Here is a 17,755-nt window from a genome sequence, read left to right as displayed (position 1 = left end):
GGCCAGGGCAGATGCGGCAGCCCGAGGGCGGCCAGCCGTTCGCCGAGCGGCCCGCGCGGCGGCGCGGCGACGGCGACCGTCCAGCCCCGCCGGCGCTGGTCGGCGCAGGCGCTCTCGACGTAGGCCGCGACGCCGCCCTCGGTGGGCTGGGTGACGTGCAGCACGCGCGGGGCGTGCGGGATGAAGGTCGTCATCGCGGCCTGCGCAGGGCCCGGTCGAGCGCCGGCCAGCGGCCGCGGAGCGCCCGGCCGCCCACCCGGGCGCGGGCGGCGAGGGCGTAGAGCGTCGCGGCCGGCGTCCTGGCCAGCAGGAGCCGGTTGCTGACCGCCTGCCGGCCGCCCCACTTGGTCTTGTGGGACTCGGCTCCGCGCAGCAGCGACATCGTCGGCCGGCCCAGCCGGTGCGCGAGCCCGAGGTCGGTGCGCAGCAGCATGGTCACGACGTCCATCTGGCCGCGCAGGTCGGGATGGGTGCCGTAGAGGTAGCCGCCGACGAAGTCCTTGCCCACGATCAGCAGGTCCACCGCGACGACCCGGCCGTCCAGGTGGTATTCGGTCAGCTTCGCCTGCCGGTCGGCCAGCAGCCGCCGGGTGGCGCGGGCCAGGTGGGCGTGGAAGCGCGGCCTGGTGTGCTCGACGTTGACGCCGCGGCCCTGCCACTGGAGGGCGTGCAGGTCGAGCAGGCGCGCGACGGCGTGCTCGGCCTCGCCGGCCGGCACGTCCCGGACCTGGATCGGGGCGTCGTCCACGCGGCGCAGCTCGCGGCGCAGCTTGGTGCCGTTCCGGCCGGGCAGGCCGGCGAGCAGCTCGTGGAGGGGGACGCCGGGCAGTTCGACGCAGGTCGAGGCGGGAAACCGCCAGGAGCGGCCCGGCCAGGCCGCCGCGAGCCGCTCGGCGTCGGCCCCCGGGCGTACCTCCGGCAGGTCCAGCACGTCCCATCCGGGCAGTTCGGACAAGGCCCGGCCGAGCGCCGCCGGCAGGTCGGGGTCGCCGTCCTCGATCAGCACGTCCGTGTAGTCGGACTGGTCGTCGCCGAGCGGCCGCAGGACGCGCAGCCCCGCGCGGCGGACGGTCATGACGGGGGCCGCGGCCACCAGCCGTCCCCGCCGGCGCAGCAGGACCACGTTCAGGGCCGGGTCGTCGCCGTAGCTCTCCCACCAGGACGACAGCCAGGCGTGCGACTGGAACGGCGTCGCCGCCGGGGAGCGGTCGTGCAGGCCGGCCCACTCCCCCGCCAGGGCGCGCAGGTGTCCCGTGCCGGTCACGACCTCGGTGGCCAGGTCCGGGGCCTGGCGGGTCGCGGTGGTCATGCCGACGCCGTCTCGGCCGGCCGGCGCGCGGGCGGGACCTGCCGGTCGTCCCGCCGTCGCCCGGCGGGGGCCGCCAGCCAGACCAGGGCGGCCAGCAGCAGACCGCCGGCCGTGCTGACGGCGGTGGCGAGCAGGGGCCGGGGCGAGCTGGGCGTGGCGGGCGGCACGGCGGGGGCGAAGCTGGACAGCCGGACGCCGGTGTCGGCGCTGTGCCGGTTGGCGTAGGCGGTGAGCGCGGCCGTGGCGCTGTTGGCCCGCCGGGCGGCCTCGTCCGGGGTGGCGGCGAGGGCGGCCAGCCGGATCAGCGGCGCGTCGGGCGAGGCCGACGCCTGCAGGGTGGTCCGCAGCAGCTCGCCGTCGGCCAGATAGGCGTCGCCGGTCCCGGCGAGCAGGCCGGGGTGGACGGTCACCCTGGCGTAGGCCTGCGCGAAGTCGGCTTCCTGGCTGGGCACGCCCTGCCGTACCGAGCTGACGACCGCGTAGGCGTCGGCGGTGTAGACGGGCTCCTGGGTCAGCGAGTACGCCAGCCCCGCCCCCATGCCGATCAGCGGGAGCGCGAGCAGGGACCAGGTGCGGAGCGCGCCGGCGGCGCGCTGGACCGGGTGAGTCATGACAGCCTTTCCTGATGGCGCCTGGCGAGCAGGCGGTCGTAGAGGTCGTGCAGGCGCCGGGCTTGCCGGCGCACGTCGTAGCGGTCGAGGGCCGGGGGCGGCGGCAGGCGGGTGCGAGGCCCGGCGAGGAGCGCGGCCAGCTCGGCGGCCAGCCGGTGGGGCGGCACCCGGCGGGCGCCGGGGACCGTCCCGGGAGGCAGGTCGTCGATCGCCGGGCAGGCGCCGTACAGGACGGGCAGCCCGGCGGCGAGCGCCTCGACGACGGCCAGGCCGAACGTCTCCTCCTGCGAGGGGGCGGCCAGCACGTCCATGGCCGACAGCAGGGCGGGCACCTGCACGCTCTCCCCGGCGAGGACGACGCGCCGCCCGACGCCGAGCCGCTCGGCCAGCGAGCGCAGCCGGGGTTGTTCCGGGCCGGCGCCGACGAGCAGCAACACCGCGCCGTCCAGCCGCGGCAGCGCCTCGACGAGCAGGTGGAAGTTCTTGCCCGCCACCAGGCGGCCGACCCCGCCGACGACGAACGACTCCGGCGGGATGCCCAGGCTCCGCCGGGCCTGGCTCCCGGCCCGCGGATCGTGGCGGAAGGCGGCCAGGTCCACGCCGTTGGGGATGGTGACGACGCGGGAGGGCGGCAGGCCCCAGCCGTGCAGCCGGTCGGCCACGGTGGGCGAGACGGCGACGACGGCCTGCGTCAGCCGGGCGCTGGCCCGGTACAGCGTGCGGACGGACGCCGTGACCGGCCGTCCCTCGATGTGCCGGGCCCCCGCAGAGTGCTCGGTGCTGACGACGACCGGCACGGCGGCCAGCCGGGCGGCGAGCGGCGCGTAGACGCAGGCGCGGTACAGGTGCGCGTGCACGACCTGGTAGCGGCCGGCGCGCATGAGGGCGGTGAGCCGGGGCAGCGCCCGCAGGTCGCGGTTGCCGCCCATGCCGACCGCGCGCACGGGGGTCCCGGCGGCGCGGAGGGCGTCGGCCAGGGCGCCGGGCCGGGTCAGGACGGCGACCTCGCTGGCGCAGTCCATGTGCGGCAGCAGCGTACGCAGCTGCTGCTCGGCCCCGCCGGCGGCGAGCCCCGTGATGACGTGCAGGACCTTCATCGGGGCCGCCCCCAGCGCAGCCGGTGGCAGGCGGTCTTGGCGAGCAGCCGGGCGGCGGTGTCGCGGTCGCCGACGTAGCGGCGGGGCAGGGCGTGCGTCCCGGCGAGCCGGCCGGGGCGGACGGCGCAGGCGTGCTCGTAGCCGGCCTGCCGGACGGCGGCGACCTCGCGGGCGGTCAGCTCGCCGTAGGGGTAGGCGAAGCCGGTGACGGGGGCGCCGAGCACGTCCTGGAGCATGAGTTTGCTGGTGGTGAGCTCGTCGGCCAGCTCGCCGGGGCCGGCGGCCGGCAGGTGGGGGTGGCTGCGGGTGTGGGAGCCGACCTCCATGCCGGCGGCGGCCACCCGGCGCAGCGTGCCGGCGTCCATCAGGGGGCGGGGGCTGACGCCGCGGTCCCAGGCGTTGTGGCCGCCGATCCGGCCGGCGACGACGTACACGGTCGCGGTGAAGCCGTAGCCGGCCAGCACCGGGACGACGTCGGTGGCGAAGTCGGCGTAGCCGTCGTCGAAGGTGAGCCCGACGAGGCCGCGCCGGTCGCCGGGATGGTTCAGCAGTTCGCGCACCGACACGCCGCGCAGCCCGCGCCGGGCGAGCCAGCGTATGTGGGTGGCGAAGCGCTCGGGGGTGACGACGATGTCGAAGGGGTCCTCGCCGCGGTCGGCGACGGAGTGGTACATCCAGATGAGCGGCAGCGCGCCGGTGCGCGTGCTCATACGCGCTCTCCTTCCCTGACGGTCGTGACGGCCCCCCGCAGCGGCGACAGGCCGAGGCGTTGGAGACCGGCCAGCATGAGGGCGGCGGTCACGGTGATCCCGGCGGCGTTGGCCAGCGCGATGCCGCCCTGCGCCATGCCGGGGACGAGCGCCGCGGCCAGCGCCGCGGTCAGGGCCAGCCCGGCGGCCATCGCCAGGGCCGGGTACCACAGGCCGCGCCACCCTCCGGCGCAGAAGTAGGCCCGGCAGACCACGCCCACGACGGTGTGGCCCAGCAGGCCGATCGTGTAGAGCCGCAGGACGTGCTCGGTGGCGGTGGCGGCGGCGGCGTCGAAGGCGCCGCGGCGCAGCAGCACGTCCACGATCGCGGGCGCGAAGGCGACCAGCAGCGCGGCGGCGGTGACCGTGACGGCCGCCGCCGTCGCCAGGTCGCGGATCAGCAGCCGCCAGGCCCGGCGGGTGTCGCCCGCGGCGATGCTGCGGGCCAGGTGCGGATAGGTGACGGTGGCCAGCATCAGCGAGACCACCATCGGCACCTGGGCGATCTTCTGGGCGTAGTTGAGATGGGAGATCGCGCCCGCGGGCAGGTCGGCGGCGAGCACCCGCTCGACCAGCACCTGGCCCTGCCGCAGCAGCGTGAAGGCGATGATGGGCAGCAGCGCGGCGACCGGCAGCACCAGGCGCCGCGGCAGCCGCCGGGGCATGCCGACCCGCCGCAGGTACGCCGGCGCCTGCGTGGCCACCATGAGGACGGCGCCGGCGGCCACGCCCCACGCGGCGGCCCGCACGCCGAGCGAGTCGTGCCAGATCGCCAGGCAGCCGACGAGCGCCAGGTTGTAGGCGAGGCCGGTGGCCGCGGGCGGGCCGAAGACGTGGTGGGCCCGCAGGGCCGCGCTGGCGTACCCCGCCAGTGCGAACGGCAGGATGCAGCCGCAGCAGATCCGCCAGCACTGGACGGCCAGCCCGCCCTGGGGCAGGCCGGGGGCCAGCGCCGCCACCAGCCAGGGCGCCCCGGCCGCGGCGCAGACGGCGACGGCGGCCAGCGCGGCGGCCAGGGCGGGCAACGTCCGCTCCACCAGCGCCGCCCGCTGCCGCGCCCCGGCGGCCGTGCTGAACAGCGGGACCAGCCACAGGGCCATCGCCCCTTCGATGAGCAGCGGCGCCGCGGTCTCGGGCACGGTCCAGGCGACCAGGAACGCGTCGGTGTCGGCGTTGGCGCCGAACAGCGCGGCCATCAGCAGGTCGCGTACGTAGCCGAGCGCCGAGCCGGCGCCGACGAGCATCGTGGTGAGGGCCGCGGCGCGCAGGTCGGCCGCGCCCCGGCTCAGCACGCGGGCCGCCGCGACGGGAGCGCGGCGGTGCCGGTCCATCCCGTCGCCAGGCCCAGCATGACCGACATGACCAGGCTCGTCGCGCCGCCGATGTCGGCGTAGGCGAAGTCCACCGCCAGCCACGTCACGAAGCCCGCGGCGGCCAGCCCCGCCGGGCCGCGGCGGCCGGGCCGGGTCAGGGTGCGCACCTGGGCCCCGCCCATGAGCAGCGCGAACGCCGCCAGGCCGAGCAGTCCCTGCTCGCTGAGCACGAGCAGGTACATGTTGTGCGGGGACAGCAGCGGCTCGCGGCGGTACCCGCCGGCCGGGTCCTCGACGTCGCTGCCGGAGGACAGGGCCAGCGGCGCGTAGGTGTCCCGCCAGGCGGCGAACCCCTTGGGGCCGACGCCGGTCACCGGGTGGTCCCGCCACATGCCGGCCGCCGCCTGCCAGAGCTGGTACCGGTCCGCCACCGACCGGTCGGGCTGGTCCACCGAGAAGGTGATGGAGGTGACGCGCTCGGCGATGACGCCGCCGGTGGGCCCGACCAGGAACGTCAGCAGCACGGCGGCGGCCCCGGCGGCGACGGCGGCCCGCGCGGCGAGCCGCGCGCCGCGCAGCACGAGCATCACCGCGACGGCGCAGGCCACCGCGAGCCAGGTGCCGCGGCTGAGCGACATGACCAGCGGCGGGCACAGCGCCGCCGCCGCCACCAGGGCGGCGGCGCGCCGGGCCGGGCCGCCGGTGAGCGCGGCCGCCACGGCGATGATCAGCCCGAAGCTGACCACGCCGGCCAGCGCCATGACCTCGCCGGCGCCGAACGTGCCGACCGCGCGGATCGGCAGGCCCGCGTAGGAGGCGCCGCTGCCCGTGAGCGCCTGCCAGCAGCCGAGCCCGGCCTGGACGATCGACACGGCCGCGACGGCTCCGCCCACCAGCAGCAGGTCGGACCGCTGCCGCACCGCCACCGTCACGGCCACGGGGACCAGGACGAACACCTGGAGGTACCGGGCCAGGCCGGGCAGCGCCGTCAGGAGGTCGGGCGCCGCCAGGGCGGCCGCCGTCACCGCGAGCACCGCGGGCGCGGCGAGCAGGGCCCACCGGCCAGGACGCGCGCCGCCGCGCGCCAGGCCCACCGCGACGGACGCCAGCAACCCCAGCGACATCAGGTCGGCGACCTGCGGCTGGACGACGTCGGCGGCGTGCGGTCCGGCGGGCACGCACACCGCGATCACGGTCAGCGCGGCCCACACGCTGGGACGGGCCGCCAGGCGGCACAGGGACGGCGGGAGCGCCCTGATCACGATCGTCCCGGCCACAGCAGGCAACCGACCGTCCGGATCATGATCTTGATGTCGCGGCGCAGGGACCAGGTGTCGATGTAGTGGTTGTCCAGCCGCGCCCGGTCCTCGATCGAGGTGTCGCCGCGCAGGCCGTGGGTCTGGGCCCAGCCGGTGAGGCCGACGGGCAGCCGGTGGCGGCGCCCGTAGTGGTGGTCGCCGCGGGAGAACAGCTCCACGAAGTGCGGCCGCTCGGGGCGGGGGCCGACCAGGCTCATGTCGCCGCGCAGCACGTTCCACAGCTGTGGCAGCTCGTCCACCGAGCAGGAGCGCAGCAGCCGGGCCGCGCGGGTCAGGCGGGGGTCGTCGTCGATGCTCCAGCGGGTGTCGGACTCGCCGGCGCGCAGCGGGGCGAACGTCCGGAGCTTGATGATCTCGATGGGTGTCCCGGCCATCCCCACCCGGACCTGGCGGAACAGCACCCCGGGCCCTCCCTGCCCGCGCAGCAGCAGCATGCAGGCGGCCAGCACCGGAGCGCTGACGATCAGCCCGGCCGCCGCCAGCACGACGTCCAGGGCGCGCTTGAGCGGCCAGGACGCGCGCCGCTGCGGCAACGGCCGCATGCGCAGCATCGGGAACCCCCGGACGTGCTCGCCGGCGGGGACGAAGTCGACCAGCACGCCGCCGGGTTGCGGCGCCAGGTACACCGGGTACCCCGCCTGCCGGGCCTGTTGCGCGAGCCGGTGGGTCTGCTCCTCGCCGCCCGGCGGCGGGGCCAGGACCACCACGCGGGCGAGGTGCCGGCGGGCCATGGTGAGCAGGGTCTCCGGATCGTCCACGATCGGCGCGTACGGGGCCTGGCCCAGCACGTCGCAGGCGCCGCCGACGGGCAGCAGGCCGTACTCGGTGTGCCGGAGCAGGGTCAGCGCGAGGTTCCTGGCGTGCGCGCCGGACCCGACGACCAGCGTGGGCACGCGTGCGCCGCGGCGGCGGGCCTGGCGCAGCACCGCGCAGACCAGCCCGCGCCCCACCAGGGTCAGCCCGAGGTAGACGGCGACGATCCGAGCCGACTCGCCCGTCCAGGCGGCCAGCGTCGTGCGGTGGTCGAGGGCGGCGACGGTCAGCGCGCCGGCGATGGCGGCGGCGCATCCGCCGCGCCACATCCATCCGTCCATGACGGACGGCGACAGCCGGATCCGGTACGTGCCGCCCGCCAGGTTCAGCAGGACGAGCAGCCCCGCCGCCAGGCCGGCGAGCAGCGCGCCGTACCCGGCGTCGAGCACGGGCGCGGCCAGCGCGGCGGCGTCGACGCTCGCGTCGGCCAGGGAGCAGATGGTCCAGCATGTCACCGGACGCCGCCGGCCTGGGGCGTGGCGTGCAGCGCCTCGCTGCGGCAGCAGCATGCCCGTTGACGGGGAGTGCGGGAAGGGTTCCTCTTCCCGAAGGGGTGTGACCATATCTGCTCCACTGCGGAAAAACAACGGCGATCATTTCAGAGCGTGATATCCACGAACAGGGGGTGGATATGGCTGTCTTACTTATCGCGAAAATTCGCTCATCTTTGGCCTCCATTCTGATAATCGCCCCGATTCGCGGGCAGCGACCAACTTACTTGGAGTGTTCACGGGTACGGCCGTGCGGACGGGATGGCGTCCCACAAAGATTGCGAATTTTCGGGTGTCGCAAAGCCCGGCTATTTGTCCCGGTTCGCCGTTCAGGTAGCGATGAAGATCTTTGCCGGGTCATGGCGGCGGTATGACGCCGCAGGACGGCGTGGGAGATCAGCGGTGGGCCGGCGCCCGCTGATGGGCGCCGGCGGTTGAGCCGCGAACTGAGGACATAGTCCGAATTGGCGTTATCGCCACACCGGGGGAACCGGGCGATGGAGACATTCCGTCCGTCGATTTCCGGACGTTTTGCGGCCGGTCCGGCTAACGCCGCCCGAACAGCCGTCCGAGCTGCCGGTCGACGATCGCCTCGGCGTCCTCGGCGGTGTAGTGGCCGATGAGGACGGGGTTCACCAGGCCCTGGGCGAGGGCGAACAACATGTCGGCCTCCCTGGCCGCGTCGACGTCGGCGGCCACCTGCCCGGCCGCCTGGGCCGCCCTGAGCTGACCGGCGTAGAAGTCGAGGACGATCGGCAGGCCCGCGCGCAGCAACGCGGCCAGCGGCTCGCTCACCACGGAACGGGCGAGGAAGGCCAGCCCGACGCGCGCCTCGAACCGGCGCTCCTCGTCCAGGGGCAGCAGTTCCAGGAGCGCCACGCGCAGGAGGCCGAAGGGGGTGCCGTCGTGCGGGGCGGCGGCGACGCGGGTGGCGATCCGGGTGTTGAGATGCTGCAGGGCCAGCGTGAGCATCTCGTCCTTGGTGGCGAAGTAGTGCTGCACCGCGCCCATGGACATGCCCGCCTCGGCCGCGACCTCGCGCAGGCTGACGCTGTGCATGCCCTTGGCGTCGATGACGCGGTGCACGGCGTCGGCGATGTGCCGCCGGCGGGTCTCGTGGTCGACGATCTTCGGCATCGGTTCCCAGGTTTTTGTCATGCGGTCGCATTGTGAAGCGCGTGCCCGCCGTTTACCATGCGAGTGCATGATAAACGGCGGGCGAGGAGGGCGTCATGCGCGTACTGATCGTCGGCGTGGGCACGCGGGGCGACGTGGCCCCGTACACGGGGCTGGGCGTGCGACTGCGGGACGCCGGGCACGAGGTGGCGATCGCCTGCCACCGGCCGCACGCCGCCCTGGTGACCGGCGCCGGACTGGAACATCGCGACATCCCGGGCGACCCGCTGCCCCTGCTGCCCGCGGGCAAGGGCGGCGCGCGGGTCCCGCTGCCCGCGAAGCTCGCCATGTTCGCCGAGTACGCCGGGCAGGTCTGCGACGGCATCGTGCGGGCCGCGGCGGCGGGCGCCGACGTCCTGCTGCTGAACGTGGCCGCCGCCGCCGGGCAGCACGTCGCCGAGGCGATGGGCGTGCCGAGCATGGGCGTGCACCTGCAGCCGGTGGCGCCGACGGGGGACTTCCCGCCGGTCATGAGCGTCCTGCGCCGCTCGCTCGGCCGGTGGGGCAACCGGACGGCGGCCCGGCTGGCCTTCGCCGTGCCCTCGCCCGCGAACGCCGGGTCGGCCAAGGAGTTACGGGCCCGGCTCGGGCTGCCGCCGATCAGCTCGCGGGAGGCGTACCGGCGGCGGGAGGCCGCGCGCTGGCCGGTCCTGCACGGGTTCAGCCCGGCGCTGCTGCCCCGGCCCGCCGACTGGCGGGACGGGCTGGAGGTGACGGGCTACTGGTGGCCGGCGCGTCCGGCCGGATGGCGGCCCGACCCCCTGCTGAGCGACTTCCTGGCCGCGGGCCCTGCTCCGGTGTTCGTCGGCCTCGGCAGCCAGGCGGGCCCGCGCGCCGAGCACTACACCGACCTGGCCCTTCGCGCCCTGCGGCGGGCCGGGCTGCGCGGCGTGCTGCAGACGGGCGTGCCCGGGGCGCTGGACGACGACGCGCTCGGCGTCGGGGACGTGCCGCACGACTGGCTGTTCCCGCGCATGGCCGCCGTCGCCCAACACTGCGGCAGCGGGACTGCCACGCTCCCGAGCCCGGGACGCGGCGCCGCCTACGACGGCGGGACGGCACGGCTCTGCACCCGCCACAGGGCGGCGAGCTGCCGCGTGGCCAGCGCGGACGGCACCGCGCGCAGCAGGGCGTCGCGCAGCACCGCGGCCAGGCCGGTCTGGGTTGTCAGCCACTACTGCCGGGACGCCGCCCGCATCATGCGGTTGGCGCTGGGCCCGCGTTCGGCGTCGTAGGCCAGGAGCCGCCGGGCGGCGTCCGCGGGCTGTGCGCCGGTCAGGTGGCGGGTCAGGCGGCGGCGTCCTCGAAGGCCTGGCTGGAGCCCTGGCCCAGGTCGGGGGGCATGGCGTGCGCGGCGTCGCCCAGGAGCGCGACCCTGCCGGCCGCGTACGAGGGAAGGGGCGCGGCCAGGCGGGTGATCGGGTCGACGTAGATGTCGGCGGGCGGGGCGGCCTCGATCAGTGTGGCGACGAGGGGATGCCAGTCGGCCATCAGGGACGACATCCGCCGGCGTGCCTCCTCCGCGTCCGGCGGCTCGCCGTGCAGGGCCGAGTCGGTGAACCAGTACAGCAGGTCCGCGCCGACGGGGTACAGGCCGAACATCGCGTTGCTGGCGTCGTCCGGCGTGCACGGGCTGACCCACCGCGCGGTGGAGAAGGAGGCGGACCTGCCGCCGGGCACGGCCTCCAACGACTTCCGCAACCGGGAGGCGCTGCTGGTGGCCGCCGCGGAGCGCATCGTCGAGCTGCACCTGGCCGACACCGGCCGGGCCACCGACCTGGCCCCCGGGCAGCCCGCGACACTGGCCGACCTGCGGACCGAGTCGCTGTTCACGGCGGCGACCACGCTGCGCAACCGCTACCTGGCGATCTTCGAGCTCCAGCTGGAGGCCGTGCGCCGTCCGGTGCTCGCCGCGGCCCTCGCGGGCCTGTCCGGCGCGGCGGCGCTGGTCACCGCCGGGCAGCACGACCGACTCGGCCACCCCGTCCCCCGCGAGCGGATCCCCACGCTCATCGCGCTCTACGAGGGCGCCCTGTTCACGCTGGTCACCGGGCCGGACGTCGACAGGGGCGCCGTCCAGGCATTGGTCCGCGCCATCCTGGACGGCTGCGGACACGTTACTGTTCCGTAGGTGGAACACTGGCGAAGGGGAGCTCCATGACGTCCCAGGAAGACACGATCGGCCGGCCCGTGAATGCGGGGTCCGCCGGGGCGCCCCTGGCCGGGCAGGTGGCGGTCGTCACGGGCGGCTCGGCGGGGCTCGGCCGGGCCATCGCGCACGGTCTGGCGGCCGCCGGCTGCACGGTGGTGCCGGCCGGCCGGCGGTTGTCGGCGTGCCGGGAGGCGGCGGCCGAGATCACCGCCGCGACCGGCGTCGCCGCCTCGGGCATGGCCTGCGATGTCACCGACGAAGAGGCGGTCCACGCCCTTGTGCGGGACGTCGTCGCCGCGCACGGCCGCCTCGACGTGCTGGTGACCAGCGCCGGGATCCAGGCCCGCGGCGAACTGGCGGCCCTCGACGCCGCCACGCTGCGCCGCTGCCTCGACGTCAACGTCGTCGGCACCTTCCTCGCCTGCCAGGCCGCCGTGCCGGTGATGCGAGAAGCCGGGTACGGCCGCATCGTCACCCTGGCCAGCGCTCTCGGCCTCGTCGGCGCCGCGGGCCGGGCGGGCTACGCGGCCAGCAAGGGCGCGGTCGTCCAGCTCACCCGCAGCCTCGCCGTCGAGCTCGCCGGCACCGGCATCTGCGTCAACGCCCTGGCCCCCGGCCCCTTCCGCACCCCGCTGAACGAAGGCGTCGACGACGACCCGCACGTGCGGGAGTTCCTCGACCACCAGGTCCCGATGAGGCGCTGGGCCGACCCGGGCGAGCTCGTCGGCGCGGCGGTCCTGCTGGCCGGTCCGGCGGCCTCCTACCTCACCGGCGCCGTGCTGCCGGTCGACGGAGGCTGGACCGCTCACTGAAGGCGTCCGGCCGCTGTCTGATCCCACGAAGCCCCGGGTGCTCTTTGGTGTCCCGCACGATTCGGTCCCGCCGCACAGTGCCGTAGCGTCACCGTGACACTTGAGCATTCGGAGGGCCGGCACGTTGATCGCGATCAGGGAACTCCATGGGATCGCGGAGTTCGAGCAGGTCAGTGAGCTGTTCGACGGGATCTGGCACTTCGACCCGGACAGCCGGCCGATCACGGTCGAGCTGATGCGGGCGATGTCGCACGCGGGCAACTACGTGGCCGGCGCGTACGACGACGCGGGCCGCCTGGTGGGCGCCTCCGTCGGCTTCTTCGGGGCGGCCAACACGTTGCACTCCCACATCACCGGCGCGGCCGGCGGCCACGGCATCGGCTTCGAGCTGAAGCTGCACCAGCGCCGCTGGGCCCTGGAGCGCGGCATCGACCGCATCACCTGGACCTATGACCCGCTGGTGCGCAGGAACGCCCACTTCAACCTGGCCAAGCTGGGCGCCCGTCCCGAGGAGTACCTGCCGAGCTTCTACGGCGTCATGACCGACGCCATCAACCAGGGCAGCGACTCCGACCGCGTGCTGGCCTCCTGGGCGTTGTCGGCGCCGCACGTGGCCGCCCTCGTACGGGGCGAGCCCGGCCGGCGGCCCCTCCCGGCGGACGCCGCGATCGTGCTGGCCGACGAGGACGGGCGGCCGGTGACGCGCGACAGCGACGCCGCCACCCTGCTCGTGGCGCTGCCGGAGGACATCGAGGCGCTGCGCGTCACCGACCCCGGCGCCGCCAAGGCGTGGCGGCTGGCCGTCCGGGAGGTCCTGGGCGGCCTGCTCGTGGAAGGCGGCGTGGTGACCGCCTTCCACGACAAGACGTTCTACGTGGTGGAGCGGCCCAGCCTGGGCACGGCCTCCAGCAGCGACCGGGTGTAGTCGTGGGAGGGGGCGCCGACCACTTCCTCGGTCGGCCCCAGCTCCACGATGCGCCCCTGGTGCAGCACCGCGACCACGTCGGAGACGTAGCGGACCACGGCCAGGTTGTGCGAGATGAACAACATCGACAGGCCCAGCTCGTCGCGAAGCCTGCGCACGAGGTTCAGCACCGAGCCCTGGACGGACACGTCCAGGGCGCTGGTGATCTCGTCGGCGACCAGCAGGTCGGGCTCGGCCCCCAGCGCCCTGGCGATGGCCACGCGCTGCCGCATGCCGCCTGACAACTCGCGCGGATAGCGGGTGGCCACCTCGGGCGGCAGCGAGACGAGCGACAGCAGCCGCTCGACGGAGCCCTTGCCGCAGCCCTCGGCGATCGACGCCCCCACCTTCATCCGGGGGTCGAGCGAGGCGTAGGGGTCCTGGAAGACCATCTGGACGCGGCTGGCGCCGGTGATGGTGCCGGTGTGCGGCACCAGGCCGCTCACCGCCCTGGCCACCGACGACTTGCCCGACCCCGACTCGCCGACCAGCCCGACGATGGACCCGCTCGGCACCTCCAGGGTGATGTCGTCGACGGCGGTGAACGAGCCGAACCGCACCGTCAGGTTCTCGATGATCATCAGACCTCCCAGCAGGCGACCTGGTGCGCCTTGCCGTACGACGTCAATGGGGGACGTTCGCCGGCGCAGCGGGCCGTGGCCAGCTCGCAGCGGGCGGCGAAGGCGCAGCCGTCGCCCACGTCGGAGGGCGCGGGCTGACGGCCGGGGATGCTGGCCAGCGGCAGCGACCTGTCGGTGTCCATGTCGGGCAGCGAGTCGATGAGCGCCCGCGTGTAGGGATGCGCGGCGCCGGTAGCCAGCAGTTCGACCGGCAGTTGCTCGACGACGCGGCCGGCGTACATGACGACGACCACGTCGCACAGCTCGCCGACGACGGCGATGTCGTGGGAGATGAACAGCGCCGCCGCGCCGGTCTCGTCGGTGACCTCGCGCAGCAGTTTGAGAATCTGCCGCTGCACCGTCACGTCGAGCGCGGTGGTGGGCTCGTCGGCGATGAGCAGCCGGGGGGTGCCCATGAGGCCCATGGCGATGACGGCGCGCTGCCGCATGCCGCCGGACAGCTCGTGCGGGTGCCGGCGCGCCACCCGTTCGGGCGCGGGCAGGTGCACGTGGCCGAGCCGGTCGACGGCGCGCCGGTGGGCCTCCGCCTTGGCGGCGCCCTGGTGCACGATCGCGACCTCGGCCAGCTGGCCGCCGACCTTCAGCGCGGGATTGAGCGAGGCCATCGGGTCCTGGAAGACCATGGCGAGCGCGGTTCCGAGCTCCTTGGGCGACATCTCGGAGATCTCCCGGCCGGCCAGCGCCAGCCTGCCCGCCGTCACCACGCCCGGGTACGGCACCAGCCCGCCGATCGCGGCGGCGGTGAGGCTCTTGCCGCTGCCCGACTCCCCCACCAGCCCGGCGATCTGCCCGGGGGCGACGGTCAGCGACACCCCGCGCACCGGCGTGACGCCGCCGGGGAAGGTCACCGTCAGGTCCCTGACCTCCAGCACCGCCTCGGGGTCCGGCTCACCGGGGGCGGGCGGCGCGGCGGGCCTGGCCTCGCGCGTGTGCACGGCGGTGCGGGAGGCGGCCTTGGCCAGCGCGTCCCCCAGCAGGTTGAAGCCGATGCCGGCCAGCGCGACCGCCAGGGCGGGCCCCAGCGCCACCTCGGGCGTGACGTAGATGCGGCCGAACCCGTCGAAGAGCAGCCGCCCCCAGTCGAAGGCGGGCGGCTGCACGCCGAGGCCCAGGAACGACATCCCGGCCAGGCCCAGCAGCGCGCCGCCGAGCGCCTGGGTGAGGTTGAGGATGAGCGGCTCGGCGATGTTGGGCAGCACGTGCCTGGTCAGCACACGCATGCGCGGCACGCCGAGCATCCGGGCGGCCGCGACGTAGTCGGCGCCCGCGACGGTCGCGGCCAGCGTCTGGGTGAGCCGGGCGAAGCTGGGGGCGATGGCCACGCCGATGCCGAGCACCGCGCCCTTGGCCCCGAGCCCGGCGATCACCGCGGTGAACATGGCCAGCAGCAGGCCGGGGAAGGCGACGAGCGCGTTGACGGCGCCGGTGACGAAGCGGGCGCCGCGCGGCGGCAGCACCGAGGGCAGCGCGCCGAGCACGGTGCCGACGGCCGCGCCGAACAGCGTGGCCGCCAGCGCGAGCAGGAGGGAGAACCGGCCCGCGACCAGGACCCTGGCCAGCAGGTCGCGGCCCAGGTTGTCGGTGCCGAGCGGATGGGCGGCCGAGGAGCCCTGCAGGATGGCGCCCGCGTCGATCTTCTCCGCCGCCGCGCCCCAGATCGGCGGGCCGACGACGGCCAGGACCACCATGAGCGTGACCAGCACGGCTCCGGCGACGGCGGCCGGGGTGCGCAAACGCATCAGTTTTCCTTGATCTTGGAGGTGGGGTCGAGCGCGCCCAGGATCAGATCGACGGCGAGGTTCACGACGAGCACGATCGCGCCGTAGACGAGGATGACGGCCTGGGCGACGGGATAGTCCTTCTGCGTGATCGACTCGACGATCTTCAGGCCGAGCCCCGGCCAGGCGAAGACGTACTCCACCAGCACGCTGCCGGCGATCAGCGAGGTGAGCAGCAGCCCGCCCACGGTCAGCGTCGCGGTCAGCGTGTTGGGCAGCACGTGCCGCAGGTGCAGGCGGGCCGCGGGCAGCCGTTTCGACCGGGCCAGCCGCACGTAGTCGGTGCCGAGCTCACGCAGGGTCTCCACCCGGGAGATGCGGGCGATCATCGCGACCGGGCCGATCGCCAGCGCGGCCACCGGCAGGACGTACGACATCACCCCCTCCTTCCCGGCCGGCGGGAACAGGCCGAGCCCGATCGACAGGACCGCCACCAGCGCGATGGAGTACAGGAACTCCGGGACGGCGACGGCGGTGCCGGTGACCGAGCTGAAGGTGATCTCGGTCCCCCGGTTCCGGCCGTTCTCCGTGCGGATGGCCGCCCACATGCCGAGCGGCACGGCCAGCAGCAGCGCCACCACGGTGGCCAGCAGCGCCAGGCCCAGCGTGTTGGGCAGCCGGGTGGCGATGACCTGGCCGACCGGTTCGCCGGTCAGGAACGAGGTGCCGAAGTCGCCGGTGAGGATGTGCCCGACGTAGGCGGCGAACTGCTCGGGCAGCGACTTGTCCAGCCCGAGCAGCTGCTCGCGGGCCTTGACCAGCTCGACCGGCGCGGCCGGGCCGAGCGAGGCCCGCACCGGGTCGCCGGGGATGAGGTGGATCATCGCGAACGACGCCACGAGCAGCACCGCCAGCGACACGACGAAGCGCACGAGGCGCCGTACGGTCACTCAGCCTCCCTGGGTGAGGCGGATCGTCGAGGGCAGGTACAGGCCGGCCATCGTCCGGAAGGTGGCGCCCTTGGTGGCGGTCAGCGTGTTCATCTCGACCACGGGCACCAGGTCGGCGTTGTCGAACAGGGCCGACTCCGACGCCAGCCACTTGGCGCAGCCCTCGGGGCCGGTCAGCTTGGCGGCCTCGGCGACCAGCCGCTCGTACTCGGCGTTCTTCAGGTGGGCGAAGTTGGCGCCCTTGGGGGCGGCGGGGCCGGACAGGAAGCCGACCAGCTGCGAGGGCAGCGTGACGCCGATGGGCAGCCAGACGACGTCCCAGTCCTGGGTGGCGTTGAGCGACTCCGACAGCTTGGTGTCGATGACGCCGTTGAGCTTGACGTCCACCCCGATCTTCTTCCACACCGCCGCCATGTACTCGGCGGCGGCCACCATGCTGGGGCCCTTGGTGGTGGCGTACAAGAGGCGCAGGGAGAGCTTCTTGCCGTCCTTCTCCCTGACGCCGTCGGCCCCGGTCTTCCAGCCGGCCGCGTCCAGCGCCGCGGTGGCGGCCGCCGTGTCGAAGGCGGGGACGTGACCGGTGACGGTGTCGCCCTGGCACGGGCGGGGCGGCGGCACGAGCGCGGTGGCCGGCTTGCCGGTGCCGCCCGTGGCGATGCCGCCCAGCTCCTTCATGTCGAGCGCCTGGGTCAGCGCCTTGCGCACGGCGGGATCGTGGCCGGGCCTGTCCTCGCCCTGGTGGTAGAAGAACTGGCCGTTGCCCTGTGGCTCGATCATCTTGCCGAGCGCGGGGTTGGCCTCCAGGCGGGTCCGGTCGGGGCCGAAGAAGGTGGCCGAGTTGAGCGAGCCGGCGAGGAGCAGGTTGGCCGCGGTCTGCTCGTTCGGCACCACCTTGAGCACGAGCGTCTCGGGGAGGTCCTTGGCGGTGCCGCCCTCGGGGCCCCAGGCGTACTCCCGGCGCACCTTGAAGGTGTAGTGGTCGCCGGGGACGGCCTCGGTGAGCTGGTACGGGCCGGTCCCTGAGGTGGCCCGCGCGATGAGCGAACGGTCCTTGACGGCCTTGCCGCAGACGATGAACAGCAGCCGTGAGCTCTCCAGGATGAAGCTGAACGGCTCGGGCGTCGACAGCGTCACGGTGCCGGCGGACTCGTCGGACTCGGCCTTCATGCCGGCCGGTACGAGCACCCCGTAGATGGGCGACTTGGTGGCGGGGTCGGCGATGTGGTTGATGTTCTCGGCGACGTCGGACGGGGTGAGCTTGGACCCGTCGGAGCAGGTGACGTTCTTGCGCAGGGTGAAGGTCACCCTGTCGGGCTTGACGTCCCACTTCTCGGCCAGGGCGGGGACGGTCTTGCCGTCCGCCGAGACGGACACCAGGGTGTCGTAGGCCACCGACAGGACCTCGTTGGTGACCGAGAGCACGCCCGTGGCGGGGTCGAGCACCCCGGGGTCCGCGCTGATGGCGGCGGTGAACGTGCCGCCCGTGACAGGCTTGCCCGTGCTGCCCGCCGTACCTCCGCCGCTGCCGCACGCGGCCGCTAGCAGGGCCAACGCGGTGAGCACCGCTGTCTTCTTCATGGCGACTCCAGGAGAGCGTGGGGTGGTGACCCACCTTCGTCCCTCGCGGCCCGACCTTCTTC

At 74.7% G+C, this 17,755-nt stretch carries 18 protein-coding genes; 4 read left to right on the top strand and 14 right to left on the bottom strand.

Going from position 1 to position 17,755, the window contains the following annotated elements; all coding sequences use genetic code 11:
* From AB0J71_RS36245 to AB0J71_RS36205, 9 genes are all read right to left on the bottom strand, one after another.
* On the bottom strand, positions 1–194 hold a 194-nt coding region (locus AB0J71_RS36245), incomplete at its 3' end, for a hypothetical protein (protein ID WP_364418446.1).
* Positions 191–1,309, bottom strand: a complete 1,119-nt coding sequence (locus AB0J71_RS36240; protein ID WP_364418444.1) for a GNAT family N-acetyltransferase — start codon at positions 1,307–1,309, stop codon at positions 191–193. The genes AB0J71_RS36245 and AB0J71_RS36240, both read right to left, overlap by 4 nt.
* On the bottom strand, positions 1,306–1,920 hold the full coding sequence (locus AB0J71_RS36235; protein WP_352330456.1) for a hypothetical protein: 615 nt from the start codon (positions 1,918–1,920) through the stop codon (positions 1,306–1,308). Before AB0J71_RS36235 ends, AB0J71_RS36240 begins: the two co-directional genes overlap by 4 nt.
* Positions 1,917–3,017: a glycosyltransferase gene (locus AB0J71_RS36230; RefSeq protein WP_364418442.1), complete on the bottom strand. Its 1,101-nt coding sequence runs from the start codon at positions 3,015–3,017 to the stop codon at positions 1,917–1,919. The genes AB0J71_RS36235 and AB0J71_RS36230 overlap by 4 nt, the downstream gene beginning before the upstream one ends.
* Positions 3,014–3,727, bottom strand: a complete 714-nt coding sequence (locus AB0J71_RS36225; RefSeq protein ID WP_352330452.1) for a polysaccharide deacetylase family protein — start codon at positions 3,725–3,727, stop codon at positions 3,014–3,016. The genes AB0J71_RS36230 and AB0J71_RS36225 overlap by 4 nt, the downstream gene beginning before the upstream one ends.
* Positions 3,724–5,097: a lipid II flippase MurJ gene (locus tag AB0J71_RS36220; RefSeq protein ID WP_364418440.1), complete on the bottom strand. Its 1,374-nt coding sequence runs from the start codon at positions 5,095–5,097 to the stop codon at positions 3,724–3,726. Before AB0J71_RS36220 ends, AB0J71_RS36225 begins: the two co-directional genes overlap by 4 nt.
* Entirely contained in the window at positions 5,052–6,356 is a 1,305-nt protein-coding gene (locus AB0J71_RS36215; RefSeq protein WP_364418438.1) for an O-antigen ligase family protein, read from the bottom strand. The genes AB0J71_RS36220 and AB0J71_RS36215 overlap by 46 nt, the downstream gene beginning before the upstream one ends.
* The gene (locus AB0J71_RS36210) at positions 6,338–7,666 is read right to left on the bottom strand and encodes an exopolysaccharide biosynthesis polyprenyl glycosylphosphotransferase (protein WP_352327029.1); all 1,329 of its coding nucleotides are present in this window, start codon (positions 7,664–7,666) and stop codon (positions 6,338–6,340) included. The genes AB0J71_RS36215 and AB0J71_RS36210 overlap by 19 nt, the downstream gene beginning before the upstream one ends.
* Before the next feature lie 582 nt (positions 7,667–8,248).
* Positions 8,249–8,860 carry a TetR/AcrR family transcriptional regulator gene (locus AB0J71_RS36205; protein WP_364418436.1) on the bottom strand — a complete coding sequence of 204 codons (612 nt, stop codon included), beginning with the start codon at positions 8,858–8,860 and terminating at the stop codon, positions 8,249–8,251.
* 74 nt (positions 8,861–8,934) lie between these two features.
* On the opposite strand from AB0J71_RS36205, the gene AB0J71_RS36200 reads away from it, so the two are divergent.
* A complete protein-coding gene (locus AB0J71_RS36200; RefSeq protein WP_364418434.1) occupies positions 8,935–10,113 on the top strand; it encodes a glycosyltransferase in 1,179 nt (392 codons plus the stop codon).
* 52 nt (positions 10,114–10,165) lie between these two features.
* Here AB0J71_RS36200 and AB0J71_RS36195 read toward each other — a convergent pair whose 3' ends face one another.
* The gene (locus tag AB0J71_RS36195) at positions 10,166–10,480 is read right to left on the bottom strand and encodes an FAD-dependent monooxygenase (protein ID WP_364418432.1); all 315 of its coding nucleotides are present in this window, start codon (positions 10,478–10,480) and stop codon (positions 10,166–10,168) included.
* Between the two features lie 22 nt (positions 10,481–10,502).
* On the opposite strand from AB0J71_RS36195, the gene AB0J71_RS36190 reads away from it, so the two are divergent.
* The 3 genes from AB0J71_RS36190 to AB0J71_RS36180 all read left to right on the top strand — a co-directional run bounded on the left by AB0J71_RS36190 (position 10,503) and on the right by AB0J71_RS36180 (position 12,767).
* Positions 10,503–11,009: a TetR/AcrR family transcriptional regulator gene (locus AB0J71_RS36190; protein ID WP_364418430.1), complete on the top strand. Its 507-nt coding sequence runs from the start codon at positions 10,503–10,505 to the stop codon at positions 11,007–11,009.
* 26 nt (positions 11,010–11,035) lie between these two features.
* Positions 11,036–11,842 carry an SDR family oxidoreductase gene (locus AB0J71_RS36185; RefSeq protein ID WP_364418428.1) on the top strand — a complete coding sequence of 269 codons (807 nt, stop codon included), beginning with the start codon at positions 11,036–11,038 and terminating at the stop codon, positions 11,840–11,842.
* Between the two features lie 100 nt (positions 11,843–11,942).
* Positions 11,943–12,767: a GNAT family N-acetyltransferase gene (locus AB0J71_RS36180; RefSeq protein WP_352328365.1), complete on the top strand. Its 825-nt coding sequence runs from the start codon at positions 11,943–11,945 to the stop codon at positions 12,765–12,767.
* On the opposite strand, the gene AB0J71_RS36175 is transcribed toward AB0J71_RS36180, so the two are convergent.
* From AB0J71_RS36175 to AB0J71_RS36160, 4 genes are read right to left on the bottom strand one after another with little or no spacing between them, the layout of a single operon-like run.
* Positions 12,713–13,387, bottom strand: a complete 675-nt coding sequence (locus AB0J71_RS36175; protein ID WP_352328366.1) for an ATP-binding cassette domain-containing protein — start codon at positions 13,385–13,387, stop codon at positions 12,713–12,715. The genes AB0J71_RS36180 and AB0J71_RS36175 overlap by 55 nt on opposite strands.
* Positions 13,387–15,186 carry a dipeptide/oligopeptide/nickel ABC transporter permease/ATP-binding protein gene (locus tag AB0J71_RS36170; protein WP_352328367.1) on the bottom strand — a complete coding sequence of 600 codons (1,800 nt, stop codon included), beginning with the start codon at positions 15,184–15,186 and terminating at the stop codon, positions 13,387–13,389. The genes AB0J71_RS36175 and AB0J71_RS36170 overlap by 1 nt, the downstream gene beginning before the upstream one ends.
* A complete protein-coding gene (locus AB0J71_RS36165; protein ID WP_364418426.1) occupies positions 15,186–16,115 on the bottom strand; it encodes an ABC transporter permease in 930 nt (309 codons plus the stop codon). Before AB0J71_RS36165 ends, AB0J71_RS36170 begins: the two co-directional genes overlap by 1 nt.
* On the bottom strand, positions 16,116–17,693 hold the full coding sequence (locus AB0J71_RS36160) for an ABC transporter substrate-binding protein (RefSeq protein ID WP_364390228.1): 1,578 nt from the start codon (positions 17,691–17,693) through the stop codon (positions 16,116–16,118).
* Positions 17,694–17,755: the final 62 nt, after the last annotated feature.

The sequence above is a fragment of the Nonomuraea sp. NPDC049637 genome (assembly GCF_040675235.1).
Classification (GTDB): domain Bacteria; phylum Actinomycetota; class Actinomycetes; order Streptosporangiales; family Streptosporangiaceae; genus Nonomuraea.
Note: the sequence above shows the minus strand (reverse complement) of the source record. Positions and strands in the feature narration are given on the sequence as shown.